Source organism: Brevundimonas sp. (assembly GCF_046299595.1).
In the GTDB taxonomy this organism is placed as follows: Bacteria; Pseudomonadota; Alphaproteobacteria; order Caulobacterales; family Caulobacteraceae; genus Brevundimonas.
Window position 1 is genome coordinate 2,338,898 of sequence record NZ_JBKBHQ010000001.1, and the last position, 14,828, is coordinate 2,353,725.

General features: G+C 67.3%; 14 protein-coding genes. 13 read left to right on the forward strand and 1 reads right to left on the reverse strand.

Going from position 1 to position 14,828, the window contains the following annotated elements:
* The first annotated feature begins 51 nt into the window (after window positions 1-51).
* From ACK4E3_RS11580 to ACK4E3_RS11625, 10 genes are all read left to right on the forward strand, one after another.
* Complete coding sequence (locus tag ACK4E3_RS11580) at window positions 52-2,775, forward strand: transcriptional regulator (protein ID WP_409700845.1); 2,724 nt, start codon at window positions 52-54, stop codon at window positions 2,773-2,775.
* A gap of 80 nt (window positions 2,776-2,855) precedes the next feature.
* Window positions 2,856-3,539, forward strand: coding sequence for a hypothetical protein (locus tag ACK4E3_RS11585; RefSeq protein ID WP_409700848.1), 684 nt, complete (start codon window positions 2,856-2,858; stop codon window positions 3,537-3,539).
* Between the two features lie 12 nt (window positions 3,540-3,551).
* Window positions 3,552-3,983, forward strand: a complete 432-nt coding sequence (locus ACK4E3_RS11590; RefSeq protein ID WP_409700851.1) for a hypothetical protein — start codon at window positions 3,552-3,554, stop codon at window positions 3,981-3,983.
* A 94-nt stretch (window positions 3,984-4,077) separates the two neighbouring features.
* Complete coding sequence (gene ssb / locus ACK4E3_RS11595) at window positions 4,078-4,587, forward strand: single-stranded DNA-binding protein (RefSeq protein ID WP_409700854.1); 510 nt, start codon at window positions 4,078-4,080, stop codon at window positions 4,585-4,587.
* A 107-nt stretch (window positions 4,588-4,694) separates the two neighbouring features.
* Window positions 4,695-5,621, forward strand: a complete 927-nt coding sequence (locus ACK4E3_RS11600) for a DMT family transporter (protein WP_409700857.1) — start codon at window positions 4,695-4,697, stop codon at window positions 5,619-5,621.
* 192 nt (window positions 5,622-5,813) lie between these two features.
* Entirely contained in the window at window positions 5,814-8,588 is a 2,775-nt protein-coding gene (gene gyrA / locus ACK4E3_RS11605; protein ID WP_409700860.1) for a DNA gyrase subunit A, read from the forward strand.
* A 7-nt stretch (window positions 8,589-8,595) separates the two neighbouring features.
* Window positions 8,596-9,411: an aminotransferase class IV gene (locus tag ACK4E3_RS11610; RefSeq protein WP_409700863.1), complete on the forward strand. Its 816-nt coding sequence runs from the start codon at window positions 8,596-8,598 to the stop codon at window positions 9,409-9,411.
* A gap of 56 nt (window positions 9,412-9,467) precedes the next feature.
* Window positions 9,468-9,953 carry a pantetheine-phosphate adenylyltransferase gene (coaD, locus tag ACK4E3_RS11615; protein WP_409700866.1) on the forward strand — a complete coding sequence of 162 codons (486 nt, stop codon included), beginning with the start codon at window positions 9,468-9,470 and terminating at the stop codon, window positions 9,951-9,953.
* Window positions 9,954-9,956: 3 nt separating this feature from the next.
* Window positions 9,957-10,832, forward strand: a complete 876-nt coding sequence (locus ACK4E3_RS11620; protein WP_409700869.1) for a peptidylprolyl isomerase — start codon at window positions 9,957-9,959, stop codon at window positions 10,830-10,832.
* 32 nt (window positions 10,833-10,864) lie between these two features.
* Window positions 10,865-11,746, forward strand: a complete 882-nt coding sequence (locus ACK4E3_RS11625; protein WP_409700872.1) for a peptidylprolyl isomerase — start codon at window positions 10,865-10,867, stop codon at window positions 11,744-11,746.
* A gap of 2 nt (window positions 11,747-11,748) precedes the next feature.
* Here ACK4E3_RS11625 and ACK4E3_RS11630 read toward each other — a convergent pair whose 3' ends face one another.
* On the reverse strand, window positions 11,749-12,804 hold the full coding sequence (locus ACK4E3_RS11630) for a Ppx/GppA phosphatase family protein (protein ID WP_409700875.1): 1,056 nt from the start codon (window positions 12,802-12,804) through the stop codon (window positions 11,749-11,751).
* A gap of 212 nt (window positions 12,805-13,016) precedes the next feature.
* On the opposite strand from ACK4E3_RS11630, the gene hspQ reads away from it, so the two are divergent.
* The 3 genes from hspQ to ACK4E3_RS11645 all read left to right on the forward strand — a co-directional run bounded on the left by hspQ (window position 13,017) and on the right by ACK4E3_RS11645 (window position 14,731).
* Window positions 13,017-13,349 carry a heat shock protein HspQ gene (gene hspQ, locus ACK4E3_RS11635; RefSeq protein ID WP_409700878.1) on the forward strand — a complete coding sequence of 111 codons (333 nt, stop codon included), beginning with the start codon at window positions 13,017-13,019 and terminating at the stop codon, window positions 13,347-13,349.
* Window positions 13,350-13,456: 107 nt separating this feature from the next.
* Window positions 13,457-14,356 (forward strand): phenylalanine 4-monooxygenase, encoded by a 900-nt coding sequence (gene phhA / locus ACK4E3_RS11640; protein WP_409700881.1) that lies wholly within the window; start codon window positions 13,457-13,459, stop codon window positions 14,354-14,356.
* A gap of 84 nt (window positions 14,357-14,440) precedes the next feature.
* Window positions 14,441-14,731, forward strand: coding sequence for an N-acetyltransferase (locus tag ACK4E3_RS11645; RefSeq protein ID WP_409700884.1), 291 nt, complete (start codon window positions 14,441-14,443; stop codon window positions 14,729-14,731).
* Window positions 14,732-14,828 lie beyond the last annotated feature (97 nt).

The following is a 14,828-nucleotide window of genomic DNA, read 5'->3' on the forward strand; positions in this document are numbered from 1 at the left end:
TCACCCGCTCGCGGGATAATGGAGCCATAGCCATAGAGGCGCCGCGCGCTCGTGATCAACAACAGCTATCTGCTGGGCCTGTTCAGTCTGCAAACCGGGATCGGCAGCAGCGGGACCAGTGCGCTCGCAAACCCGCCACGCCCGCGCACCACGCCGACGCCGCCCTGGGATGCCAAGGCTGTCGTTCCCCAGGCCGATGCCCTGCTTCGCGCCGCGCTGGGCGGGCGTCGCATCATCGACGAGACCGCTGCACGCCTCGATGTGCCCGGCGCTTCGCGCGACTATCAGCGCCTGTTCACGCTCTATCAGGGCCTTGAGACCCTGACGGCGCTCGCCAATCGTGCCGGGGTGAAGGGGCTGAGTGCCACCGAACAGGCCCTGGTGGCGCGTCGCTTTGAATCGGGCCTGGCCGAACTGGGGCAATGGCTGCCTGGTGCAGGCTTCGACCGGCTCAACGTCACCCAGGGCATTTCGACCAGCTCGACCAAGACCACCGCAGGCGTGGCCCGCGACAGCGCGCGCTCCATCACCGCCCCGATCCATTCGGGATCGCCTGACGCTCCGGTGGCCGCCTTCATGGGCGATGTGCGCTTTTCCATCGACATCGGCCGGATCGCCGGTGACGTGCGCGTGGACATCGACCTTTCAGACATGGGCGACGAGACGCGAACTCTGGGCAGCGTGCTGGCCTTCATCAATCAGAAGCTCGAGGACGCGGGCGTGCAGACGCGCCTTGGCCGCGAGCAGATCAAGGCCGAACCGCGCACCGTTCAGGCGGGGGGGCGCACCATCACCCTGCCGGCAGGGCTCGACCAGTGGGCGCTGGCCGTGCGCGGCTCTGTCGGCGAGAGTATCAGCTTCAGCGCGCCCGATACCGCCGATGCGGTCTATGTCACACAGAAGAATGGCGCAGGTGCCGCCCAGTTGCTCAAGTTTCAGGATGGGGACGCCATTGCAGGCGCCATCCCGCGTCCCGGTGACACCTATTTCGTCGACGGGCGCAGCGTGCAGGAAGCGCTGCCTGCCAATGTGAGCGCTGTGCGCGAGACGCTGGGCGCGGCCGATGGCGGGCTGTGGGTGCTGGCCGATGTCAGCACCGGATCTGCGAACCAGCCGATCAAGGGCGCGCAGGATGTGGCCCTGATGCGTTTCGACAGCGCAGGGCGGCTGATGTTCACGCGCACCCTGGGCGCTGCGGACGAGGCTTCGGGTCTGGCCATGGCGCTTGGCCCCGACGGGCAGGTCGCCATCGCGGGGTCCGTGAAGGGCGCGCTTGAGCCGGGCAGGGCGGGGGCCGATGCCCGCCTGACCGATAGTTTCGTCACCGTGTTCGATGCGACCGGACAGGAGATGTGGAGCCACCGCGAGGGCGCGCGCGGGGAGGACGAGGCCACGGCGATCAGCTTCGATGCCAGCGGTCGCCTGATCGTGGCGGGGCGCACGCGCTCGGCCATGCCCGAGACGGGGCAGGCGGTTCAGGGCGGCTGGGATTCCTATGTGCGCATCATCGAGACCTCGCGCGCCCATGCCTTTGCCCCCATAACGGCGCGGGTGGTCGAAACCGTGCAGTTCGGCACCACGGGCGATGATGGCGTCAGCGCAATCGCCCTGTCAGGCGATACCCTGATCGTGGCGGGCATCGAGGCGGGTGAGGGCGTGCTGCGCAGCTATGATCTGTCGGGCGGCACGCCTGTGCTCGGCCAGACCCGCAGCCTTGGCACGCTGGGCGGGTCCATCGCGGGCGTGTTCATCGAGGACGGGCGGGTGATCGTGGCGGGCACCACTTCCAATGCGGCCCTGTCCGCAGACGCCATCACCTCGGACCACTCGGGGGGGCGCGACGGCTTCGTGGGCAGTTTCGACATGAGCCTCGGCGACGGGCAGCTCAGCTATTTCGGGGCCGAGGGTGACGACACCATCGCCGATGTGAAGGTTCTGGGCGGCAAGGTCTGGATCACGGGCGTTCAGAACCGAGATCCTCTGGCCAAGGATGATGCGCCATCACGCGCCTATCTGCACCGCATCGATGCCGCCAGCGGCACTCTGGAGTGGAGCCGAGACTGGTCGGGAGAGGGCGCACAGGCCGTGCCCATGAGTCTGGCCGTGGCGGCAGGCGGAGCCTCGGTTCTTGATCGGCTGGGCCTGCCCCAGGGCACCATCCCGCAATCCGATTCCAAGCGACTGGTCGATGCCACCGCACTCCGGGCGGGCGATCGCTTCTATGTCGCCAGTCCCACGGGGCGGCCCGTGGCCGTGACCATCGAGGCGCGTGACACGCTCCAGACCCTGGCGCGCAAGATCGAGCAGGCCTCGCAGAACAGGCTTCAGGTCACGCTTATGTCCGAAGGCGGCCACGTCACGGGCAAGGACGGCGAAACGCCGGTCACGGCAGGGGGCTTTCAGCGCCTGATGATCGCGCCGCGCTCGGGCCGCGAGGGTGCGATGCTGATGGCGGGCGAAGCGGGGCGCGATGCCCTGTCCGCACTTGGCCTGACGCCGGGACTGATCGCGCCGTCCACAGCGGGCCAGAAGGATGCGCGCAAGACCTACGGGCTCCAGCTTCTGTCCAGCCTGAACCTGAACTCTCCCGATGCGATCAAGGCCGCCGGTCAGGCCCTGCAACAGGCCATGTCGGTGGTGCGCACCGCCTATCGCGACCTGAACAGCGCGCTCAATCCCTCAAGCCCGGCCATCAGCGGCAAGGCACCGGCCTATCTGACCGGCCAGATCGCCAACTATCAGGCCGCGCTGGCGCGCCTGACCGGGGGCTTGTGAGCGCAAAAGCCCGGCTTGCCGGTTGACGTGCGACGTGCGGGCGGGGTTACTGCTGCTCTCCCTTCCAGCATGAGCGTTCCATGTCACAGAATAATCGTCTGATCCTGATTCTCGGCGCCGCAGCTGCTGTCGTGGTGGCGGTGGTGGTCGCTCTGCTGATGAACCGTGGTCCCGCGCCTGACGAACCGCCGCCTGCATCCAAGGGCGGCCTGCAGCTTGAGGTCACCGAGGTGCCGACCCTGGAGCCCACGCGCGAGCTGCGCTGCTTTGTCGACGGCCAGTTTGTGGGCATGACCACCCTGGCGGACTGCGCGCGCCGCAACGGTCTGGCCACTGACGCGCTGGATGTGGGTATCGATGCCTCGGGCGAACTGGCAGCCGCGCCGACCGCGTCATTCACGCCGCCGCCCGCCCTGCCTCCTGTGGACCTCGCCGAAGTCGCACCCCCGCCGGCCAGCACGCCACAGCCTGCGCCCCTTCCCGCGCCTGGACCCCAGCCCGTGCCCGTCAGCGGGCCGAGCGCGACCTGCCTGCGCCACACGGGCAACGACTGGACCCAGATGTCCAGCGCCACCGATCTGAACACCTGTGTGCAGATGCTGTTCTCGGGAACCTGCGTGCGTCCGGGCGAGGCGCGCTATGGACGCTGGGGTGACATGACCTTGCGCCTGGTGCCGCGCCGCGTCGAACAGTCGGGCGACAATGTGCGCTTCCGCACCTTGGCCGAGCAGGACCGCAACTGTTCCATCGCGCGCGTGAACTGAAGGATTGCCGCCATGAACCGAGCCCTGATCGCGTCTGCGCTGGTCTGCACCGGTGCCCTTGCGCTGGCTGCCTGCGGGGGCGGCACCGAGGCCCCAAACGAGCGCGGCGTCTGCTATCACGTGGTCAATGTCGGCCTCGATGGCGAGGTGCGCGGCGAGGTGCGCTACAACGTTCTGGCGAATGATCAGGAGAGCATCGAGATGTGCGCCGCCCGTCTTGAGGAAATGCGCCAGCAGTTCCAACGCATGGCCGGGGGCAACGACCATGTCGTGGGCACCTATCAGGGCCGGTGGATCTATATCGACCGCGCGGGCGTCTGGTTCGCGCCCTCGCGTCAGGGGGGGCGCTTCTTTGCCCTGAGGCGCACGGGCGACGGACGCCTGGCCATCCCCGGCATTTTCGAGACCCAGCCGAGCGGTCCACAGGCACAGCCGGGCAGCTAGCTTTCGCGGGTTGCCACGGCGCGCGCCAGCGGCTGAATAGGCGGGCGCGCACCCCGGTGCGATTCAGCAGGCTCTTATTTTTGAGGAAACGGCGATGGCGGGCAGTGTCAACAAGGTCATTCTGATCGGCAACCTGGGCCGCGATCCCGAAATCCGCTCGCTGAACTCGGGCGATCGCGTGGCCAACCTGCGCATCGCCACCTCCGAGAGCTGGCGCGACAAGGCCACGGGCGAGCGCAAGGAAAAGACCGAGTGGCACCAGGTCGTGATCTTCAACGACAACCTCGTGCGCGTGGCCGAGAACTATCTGCGCAAGGGCTCTAAGGTCTATATCGAAGGGGCGCTGCAGACCCGCAAATGGACCGACCAGCAGGGCGTGGAGAAATATTCCACCGAGGTGGTGCTTCAGAAGTTCCGCGGCGAGCTGACCATGCTTGACGGGCGTGGCGGCGGTGAGGGCGGCGGCGGCTCGCGCTCGGGCGGAGACGATGATTACGGCTATGGCGGCGGCTCTGGCGGTGGATCGGGCGGTGGTTCTGGTGGGGGCTCGTCCTCGGGCGGCGGCTCGGGCAACTACGACCTCAACGACGACATCCCGTTCTGACCTGTTCTGATCGCTCGGGCGGCGCGCGCCGGCACGGCTACGCAGGCGTTACGCCCGCTTTCCATATGTGATGGGACGCAAGGCGCGCGCCTTGTTAGAGCGGGGGCGTGAGCACTCCGTCCGCCTCCCCCGCGCACCAGCCCCCCACGACCCAGTCTCTGGCCTGGCCCGAGATCGCGGCCATCGCGGCCATCGCGCTGATCTGGGGGGTGAACAATGCCGCCTCCAAGGTGGCCACGGACGTGCTGCCGCCGCTGCTGATGGGCGGGCTGCGCTTTGCCATTGCCGGGGTGTTTCTGGTGTGGTTCGTGCGCCCGCCGTTCCCCAATCTGAAAAGCCTTGCCCTGCTGGTCCTGTTCGGCGGGCCGATCCACTTCGGTCTGGTCTATCTGGGCTTCTGGATGGCTCAGGACCTGAGCCCCTATTCGGTCGCGCTTCAGCTCTGGATACCTTTCACGGCCCTGTTCGCCTTCCTGCTGCTGGGCGAGCACCTGTCGCGACTGGCCATCGCAGGTCTGCTGGTCGCCTTTGCGGGCGTGGCGTTCATGACGCTGGACCCCCACGCCGTCAGGGACTGGGCAGCGATCGCGGTGGGTATCGCTGCCAGCGCGGCCTGGGCCCTGACCACGGTGATCGCCCGGCGCACCACCAAGGTGGCCCCGCTCAAGATGCAGGGGCTGCTGGCGCTGGTTGCGGCTCCCAGTCTGCTGCTGGGCTCATGGCTGTTCGAGAGCGCCCAGGGCGAGGCCATCGCAGCGGCCACGCCACTGGTGTGGGCGAGCGTGCTGTGGGCGGCGCTGGTCTCGACGGTGGTGGCCACCGGGCTGCTGTTCTGGCTGGTCCAGCGGCGCGAGGCGGGGCGGGTGACGCCCTATCTTCTGTCCACGCCGCTCATCACAATCGCCATCGGATGGGCCTTCATGGGCGACATTCTGACCCCCCAGATCCTCATCGGGGCGGCCCTGACCATGGCGGGGGTGGGCGTGGTTTCGCTGGCCGAGCGGGGCCTGCGCGCAGGCGCGGTCAGATCATAGGAATAGCCAAGCAAAATCATATGCATAAGTCGTCGATGGCGCGGGCATAAAAAGGCGCGCCGTCTTTGCGCTGAGGGGCCGGGGGTGCTAACAGTGAGGGACGTTTCGAGCGTGCGATTCTGATGCGCTCAAGGCCCGCATCGCGGCCCGCCCCATCCCTGGCAGCCCATCCCTAGCAGACTGATCCGTTCCTTGACTGATTTGCCCCCCGAAGACACCGCCCCCGAAGGCCAGAGCGGCATCGCGCCGATCGCCATCGAGGAGGAGATGAAGCGCTCCTATCTCGACTACGCCATGAGCGTGATCGTGGCGCGGGCCCTGCCGGACGTGCGTGATGGCCTCAAGCCCGTGCACCGGCGTATCGTCTATGCCATGAACGAGGAGGGCCGCACCTCCGACAAGAAATACGTCAAGTCGGCCAACATTGTGGGCGATGTGATGGGGCGCTATCACCCCCACGGCGACAGCGCGATCTACGACGCCCTTGTGCGCATGGCCCAGCCGTTCTCCATGCGTCTGATGCTGGTCGATGGTCAGGGCAACTTCGGCTCGGTGGACGGCGATCCCGCCGCGGCCATGCGCTACACCGAAAGCCGCATGACCCCGGCTGCCGAGGCCCTGATCGCGGACATCGACAAGAACACCGTCGACTATCAGGAAAACTACGACGGCACCCGGCGCGAGCCGAGCGTTCTGCCCGCGCGCATCCCCAACCTGCTGGTCAATGGTGCGGGCGGTATCGCCGTGGGCATGGCGACCAACATTCCGCCGCACAATCTGGGCGAGGTGATCGACGCCTGCGTGGCGGTGCTGGATGACCCGGACATCGGCATGGACGCCCTGCTCGAGATCGTGCCCGGTCCCGATTTTCCCACCGGCGGCGAGATCATGGGCCATTCCGGTGCGCGTCAGGCCCTGATGACCGGGCGTGGCTCGGTCGTCGTGCGGGGCAAGGCCAGCATCGAGGAGGTTCGCAAGGACCGCGAGGCCATCATCGTCACCGAGATTCCCTATCAGGTGAACAAGGCCAGCTTGATCGAGCGCATCGCCGATCTGGTGCGCGAAAAGCGTATCGAGGGCATCAGCGACATCCGCGACGAAAGCGACCGCCAGGGCATGCGCATCGTCATCGAGATCAAGCGCGACGCCCAGGCCGATGTGGTGCTGAACCAGCTCTACCGCTTCACGCCCCTGCAATCGAGCTTCGGCGTCAACATGCTGGCGCTGAACCGGGGCCGCCCCGAACAGATGGGCCTGCGCGAGATGCTGGGGGCCTTCCTCGATTTCCGCGAGGAAGTGGTGGTGCGGCGCACCAAGTTCGAGCTGGCCAAGGCGCGCGACCGTGGCCATGTGCTGGTCGGTCTGGCCACCGCAGTGGCCAACATAGACGAGGTGATCCACATCATCCGCTCGTCCGCCGACCCGTCCGAGGCGCGCGAGCGGCTGCAGGCCAAGGCTTGGCCCGTGGGCGACATGATGGCGCTGGTCGATCTGATCGCCGATCCGCGCACCGTGATCGTCGAGGACTCCAAAATCCGCCTGACCGACGAGCAGGCCCGCGCCATTCTGGCCCTTACCCTCTCGCGCCTGACCGGCCTTGGTCGCGACGAGATCTTCGACGAGGCGCGCACGCTGTCGGATACCATCCGCGATCATCTGACGCTTCTGTCGGATCGTGCCAACATCCTCGCCGTGGTGCGCGAGGAGCTGATCGAGGTGAAGGACCGGTTCGCCACCCCGCGCCGATCCATCTTCGTGGAGGGCGGCGCCGATCTGGAGGACGAAGACCTCATCCCGCGCGAGGAAATGGTCGTTACCGTCACCCATTCGGGCTACGTCAAGCGCACGCCGCTGGCGACCTATCGCACCCAGCATCGCGGCGGCAAGGGCCGGGCGGGCATGGCGATGAAGGACGAGGACGCCGTGGTGGGCATCTTCGTGGCCTCGACCCACGCGCCGGTGCTGTTCTTTGCCTCCAACGGCAAGGCCTACAAGATGAAGGTCTGGCGCCTGCCGCTGGGCACGCCCCAGTCGCGCGGCAAGGCGTTCGTCAATCTGCTGCCCATCGAGCCCGGCGAGACGATCATGAACGTGCTGCCCCTGCCCGAGGACGAGGCGACCTGGGACCGCTACGACATCATGTTCGCCACCCGCTCGGGTGATGTCCGCCGCAACAAGCTGAGCGATTTCTCCAGCGTCAATCGCGCGGGCAAGATCGCCATGCGGCTGGACGAGAACGACAGCATGGTGGGCGTGCAGTTGTGCACCGCCGACAGCCACATCCTGCTGACCACCGCCAACGGCAAGAGCATCCGCTTCCGCGCCGACGACGTGCGTGTGTTCAAGGGTCGCGATTCCACGGGCGTGCGCGGCATCCGCCTTCTGGGCGACGATGCCGTGATCTCCATGGCCGTGCTGCAAGCTACCGATGCCACGCCCGCCGAGCGCACCGCCTTCCTGCGCCATGAGGCGCGGATGCTGGCCGCCGCAGGCGCTGCGGATGCCGAGGACGCTGTCGTTGCCGACGAAGACGAGGACGGCACGGAGGCCGCCGATCTCAGCGCCCAGCGCCTGGCCGAGATGGGTGCCCAGCAGCAGTGGATCCTGGCCGTCACGGACACGGGCTTCGGCAAGCGCACCTCGTCCCACGCCTATCCGCTGCGGGGGCGCGGCGGGCAGGGAGTGGATGCCCACGACCTGAAGAAGGCGGGAGAGGGGCGCCTGGTGGCCTCGTTCGCGGTCGAGGACGGCGATGGCCTTCTGATGATGACCAACGGCGGCCAGCTGCTTCGCATCAACGTCTCGCAGGTGCGTCAGACCGTGAACCGCAAGACCAAGGGCGTCATCGTCCTGCGTCTGTCGGAGGGCGAGCGCATCGTCTCGGTCGAGCGCCTCGTAGAGCCCGAGGCCGGGATGGACGATCAGGACGGCGGCGAGACCATGGCCGCCCCGGAGGCGGAGGGCTGAGAGGGGCGTGAGCGCGTCTCGCATCACCCTCGACGGCAGGCCGGCCACGGCCGATGATCTGGCGCGCATGGCCATGGTCAACTACGGGGCCTACACCTCGTTTCGCGTCGAGGGCGGGGCGGTGCGCGGCCTGTCGCTTCACCTGGAACGGCTGGAGCACTCGGCCCTGGAGCTGTTCGGGGAAAGCCCCGGTCCTGCGCTGCTGCACAGGCGGATCGTGGAGGCGGTGACGGGGCGCGATCAGGCCTGGGTGCGCATCAGCCTTCACGCGCCCCAGATCAGCCACCGCCATGTGACCTATCGCGGCGCGCCCCAGATCATGGTCGCGGTCTTCGATCCACCTCCGGCCCTGAGCCCAGCCACAGGCACCGGCTTCCGGCTTTTTCCTCTGACCTATGAGCGCGAGCGTCCCCACCTCAAGCATCTGGCCACCTTCGGCCTGATCGCCGCCCGGCGCGAGGCACAGGCGCGCGGCTTCGATGATGCGCTTTTCCTGACCCGTGAGGGCCAGATCAGCGAGGGCACACTGTGGAACATCGGCTTTGTCCGCGGCGACACGGTCATCTGGCCCGAGGCCCCCATGCTCGACGGCGTGACGCGGCGTCTGATCCATCAGGGCCTTGCCGGAGCGGGGCTTGGGGCAACGTCTGCTGCGGTGCGACTGGAAGGCCTTGGCGCTTTCGATCACGCCTTCCTGTGCAATGCGGCGACGCCGTGCGCGCCGATCGCCGCCATCGGGGATCACGCCTTTGCACGCGATGACGCCGTGACAGAGCGCATCGTGGCCGCCTTCGCGCACCAGCCACCCGAGCCGCTGGGCTAGGTTCGCCTCGAAAGCAGTGCTAGATCAGGCCATCAGACGGGGAGGCAGCAGCCCTGATGCGTATCGGACTTTATCCCGGCACCTTCGATCCGGTGACCAGCGGTCACCTCGACATCATCGGCCGTGCGGTCAAGCTGGTGGACCGGCTGGTGATCGGTGTCGCGCGCAACGACGACAAGGGCCCGCTGTTCACCACCGAGGAGCGCGTGCAGATGCTGCGCGCCGAGGTCGCGGGCTTTCAGGCGGACATCGTGGTCCGGCCCTTCGACAGCCTGCTGATGCATTTCGCCGAGAGCCTTCAGGCCAATGTGATCATCCGGGGGCTGCGCGCCGTCGCCGATTTCGAATACGAGTTCCAGATGACGGCCATGAACCAGAAGCTGAACGCCGACATCGAGACGGTGTTTCTGATGGCCGATCCGCGCCATCAGGCGATCGCGTCGCGGCTGGTCAAGGAGATCGCCCGGCTGGATGGCCGCATCGACGATTTCGTGAGCCCGGCCGTGGCCCGGCAGGTTCGCGCCAAGATCAAGGGAAGCTGACAGGTGAGAAGAAGATTGGTGGCGCTGGTCGGCGCTCTGGGCGTGCTGGGCGCGGGACTGGTCATGACAGATGCGCCTGCCGTGGCGCAGGCCGCAGGCGAGTGGCGCACCGTTGCGCCCGAGAACCTGCTGGTGATCGACACCAATCGCGGGCGCATCCTGATCGAGATGGTGCCCCAGGCCGCGCCGGCCCATGTCGAGCGCATGAGAACCCTGAGCGCGAGCGGCTTTTACGACGGCCTGACTTTCCACCGCGTTGTCAACGACTTCATGGCTCAGGGGGGCGATCCTCAGGGCGACGGCATGGGCGCCAGCGACCTGCCCAACCTGGCCGGTGAGTTCCGCTTTCGTCGCGGTGCGGACCTGCCGTTTGCCGAGGTGACGGGCATGCGCGTCAGCCAGACCACGCCGGTCACCTTTGGCATGGCGGGGGTGCTGCCCGTTGCCACCCAGCCCGATGCCCAGATGATGATCACCCGCGATGGCCGCGTCGATGCCATGACCTGGTTCTGTCCCGGTGTGGCCGCCATGGCGCGCGGCGGCGATCCCAACTCGGCCAACAGTCAGTTCTTTCTCATGCGCCAGACCCAGACCCTGCTGAACGGCGACTACACCGCATGGGGTCGCGTGGTGGCGGGGCTCGACGTGGTGCGCGCGCTCAAGCATGGCCCCGATGCCATGGACGGCGCCGTGCGTGACAATCCCGATGTGATGACCCGCGTGCGCGTTGCCGCGGATCTGCCCGAGGCCGAGCGCCCCCGGGTCGAGGTTCTGGACGTGCGCGCTCCGGCCTTCGAGGCCCTGGTCGAGCGCACCCGCACTGAGCGCGGCGTGCGCTTTTCCATCTGCGATATCGAACTGCCTGCCCGGGTGAGCTGAACGGGCCGCCCCGGCCTGAGGAGACCGTGACCATGCTGCGACGCGCCCTTGCTGCCACCCTTGCCCTCTCGCTCGCCCTGCCTGTCGCGGCGTCGCTCGCACAGGACGTTTCCGTCTCCAGCGGCCCGGCCGTCGCCGACAGCGACTGGCGCGAGGTGCCGGGCGAGAACCTGCTGGTCATCGACACCAACAGGGGGCGCATTCTGGTCGAGATGTCGCCTTCGGTGGCACCGCGCCATGTCGAGCGCATCCGCCTGCTGGCGCGTCAGGGCTTTTACGACGGCATCGCCTGGCACCGGGTCATCGACTGGTTCATGGCCCAGACGGGCGATCCGCTGGGCACGGGCGACGGGCAGAGCTACTACCCCGATCTGGTGGCCGAGTTCACCTTCCGCCGCGGCCCCGAGCACGACTTCGTTCCGGTGGCCAGCCCGGCGGGCACCTCGCTGGGCTTCATGGGGGCTCTGCCGGTTGCCAGCCAGCCCGACGAGCTCATGGCGGTCACGGGCGACGGGCGCGTGCATGGCTGGGGGCTCTATTGTCCGGGCGTGGCCGGCATGGCGCGCGGCGATGCCAACGACAGCGCCAACAGCCAGTTCTTCCTGATGCGCCAGCCCTATCCGGCGCTCGACAAGCGCTACAGCGTCTGGGGCACGGTGGTCTCGGGCCTCGACGTGGTGCGCGCACTGAAGGTGGGCGATGGCGACAACGGTGCGGTCACCTCCGAGCCCGACCGGATGCTGCGTGTGCGCGTGGCCGCCGACCTGCCCGAGACTGAGCGTCCGCTGGTGCGGGTGCTGAGCGCGCGTTCGGCCTATTTCCAGGGGATGCTCGCCCAGACAAGAGCCGAGCGCGGGGCCGATTTCTCGCCCTGTGATCTGACCTTTCCGGTGCAGGTGACCACGCGCGGCTGAGATCAGCCCCTGGCCGGGCGGCGCCTGCCCGCCGCCTGATGCATCAGCGACATGAGCAGGCCCTCGCGCAGGCCCCGGTCGGCGACGCGGATGCGGTTGGAGGGCCAGACCCGCTGGACGGCCTCGAGGATAGCGGCACCGGCCATGACCAGCTCGGCGCGCTCCGGCCCGATGCAGGGCTCAAGCGCGCGGCCCTCGCGGCCCATTTCCAGTAGCAAGCTGGTGGCGTCGCGGCACTCCGCCGCCGTCATGCGCAGGCCGTCCACGCGGTCGCGACGATAACGGTCGAGGCGAAGATGGATGCCCGCCAGGCTGGTGATGGCCCCTGAGGTTCCGATCAACTGGCCGCGGCCAGAGGCGAAGATGGGGGCCAGTGCCTGCACCTGCGGATGGGCCTGGCTGTGGGCCGTGAGGGGTTCGTGCATTGACGCGACCATGGCCTCGAACCAGGCTTCGGCGCAGTCCTCGGGCTCTGGGTGCATGTCGGCCAGGCTGACCACGCCTATGGGCACGGACATCCACCCGACTGTCTCGAAGCGCCCGCGCGCGCGCCGTCGCAGCCACGACACCTCGGTCGAGCCCCCGCCGACATCGACGATCAGGGCGGCATGGGCGGAAGGATCGAGCAGGTTCAGGCACCCCTGCACAGCCAGCCGGGCTTCTTCTTCCGCCGGGATGATCCTCAGCTTCAGGCCAGTGTCGCGGCGCACCTTCTCGATGAACGCCGCCCCGTTGGCCGCCTGTCGGCAGGCCTGGGTGGCCACGGCCTCGATGCGCCCCGAGGTGATGTTGCGCCGGGCCAGCCGCTCGGCACAGACACGCAGGGCCTCGAGGGTGCGCGCCATGGCCGCCTCACTGAGCTGACCGGATTGGGACAGGCCCTCGCCCAGCCTCACGATGCGAGAAAAGGAATCGACCACGCGAAAGCCGCCCGGCACCGGCCGCGCGATCAGAAGCCTGCAATTGTTGGTCCCGAGATCGAGCGCACCGAAAACGTCTGCACGCGCCTCGATCTTGGGGCCGGAGTCGCGCTCGCGCGCGCCATCGGCTGGGATCATCGGCCGAACCTTCGTGGCGGGAGTCATTCCCGCGTCGCTGTCAAGCTAGCGCCTGCAAGCGGCCCTGCATAGCGCCAGGGGGCGCATAGGTGCTGTGTGCGGAGCAATTGAGGCACGCGCCCCGAAAGGGCCGGGATTTGGCCAAGAGCCTGAATATTTCCGATATTTCCTTGTCACGGCCCGGTCAGTTCCCCTGCTGCAAGATGGCGGGCATGATGACCATGAGAGAAGCAAAATTCGGGATAGGCGAGGTGGTCTGCCACCGCGACCAGGCCCTGCGAGGCATCATTGTCGATGTCGATCACGCCTTTGGCAGCGAGGCCGAGTGGCTGCGTGATCTCTCGCCGCCAGAGGGCATTCGACGCGATCAGCCCTTCTATCACCTGCTCGCCGAGCATGATGACGAGCCCTGCATGATCTATGTGGGTGAGGACAGCCTGATGGCTGATCCTACCGGCAGGCCCGTTCGCCATCCCGGTGCGGGCGATCACTTTGCCCGCTTCGAAGGCGGACGCTATGTTGGCATGGCGAAACCGATGCATTAGGCCACCCGTTGCAAGGGCGGGTGGCGCGGATTCGCACCGCAGAGCACACCGCTGACCACAGGGCACCCGAGACAGAGGTCGCCTGAAACAGGGACGGAAAGATCGCCATGTCGAAAGCCTCATCCGAAGCCGGTTTCGAGCACGTTTTCGAGGCACCGCCCGAGGGGGCCAACGCCGACTGGACCATTGATCAGGACTGGGACGGCTACAGCGATGTCGAGCACGAGACCTGGGTTACGCTCTACGAGCGCCAGATGAAGATCCTGCCCGGGCGCGCTTGCGACGCCTATCTCAAGGGGCTGGATGCGCTGGACCTGAAAGGGCGGGGGATACCGGACTTCCGCCGCATCAATCCCATTCTGAACGATCTGACCGGCTGGAGCGTCGTGGCGGTGCCGGGTTTGGTGCCCGACGAGGTGTTCTTTGACCATCTGGCCAATCGCCGCTTTCCGTCCGGCCAGTTCATCCGCAAGCCCGATCAGCTCGATTATCTGCAGGAGCCCGACATCTTCCACGATGTCTTTGGCCATGTGCCCATGCTGACCGATCCGACCTTTGCCGATTACATGGAAGCCTATGGCAAGGGCGGCCAGCGCGCGGCGAGCCTTGGGATGCTCAGCAATCTGGCGCGGCTCTACTGGTACACGGTCGAGTTCGGTCTGATGGAAACGGCCGAGGGTCTGCGCATCTACGGCGCGGGCATCGTCTCGTCACGCACCGAGAGCATCTTTGCTCTGGAAGACGACTCGCCCAACCGGCTGGGCTTTGATCTGGAGCGCGTCATGCGCACGCTCTATCGCATCGACGATTTCCAGCAGGTCTATTTCGTCATCCCTTCGCTCGAGCACCTGCTGGAGCAGACCACGCGCGATTTCGGCCCGATCTACGAGAGGCTGAAAGGGGCCGACGAACTGCCGATCGAGGCCATCCTGCCCGGCGACAAGGTCTATACGCGCGGCACCCAGGCCTATGCGCGCTCTGGTGGCAGGTTCGCGCCCGCCTCGTGAATGACGTGCGGCGCGCGCTGTTTTCTTTCGAAAATTTCATAAGAGGGATGCGGAACGTCGCGGCGCGGGCATGGTTAGCCTCGTATGTCGGATTTCAGGGACGTCTCGCGCGAGCAGCGCTTCGAGCAGGGATTCGTCGACCCGCATGGTGAGTTGCGGTGCGTGTGGGCGGACTATGGCGGCAGCGAGGGGGTCAGAATCATCCTGCACGTCGAGGCCGAGCCCGAGCTGCGCGGCACCGGTGCCGCTGGCCGCTTCATGGAGCGCCTGACCGAGCACGCCCGCGACAATGACCTCAAGCTGGTCGCGCGCTGCGCCTATGCGGCAGCCTGGGCACGTCGCAATCCCCGCTCGCGCGATGTGTGGCAGGACTGAGGCTTTCGCGCAGGCTCTCGTGCTGGCAGGCCGGTCCTTTGCGCCATCTCGTTGTAACATTGCGTTTCGCCGCCGGGTGCGCCCTTAACGGGTGGCG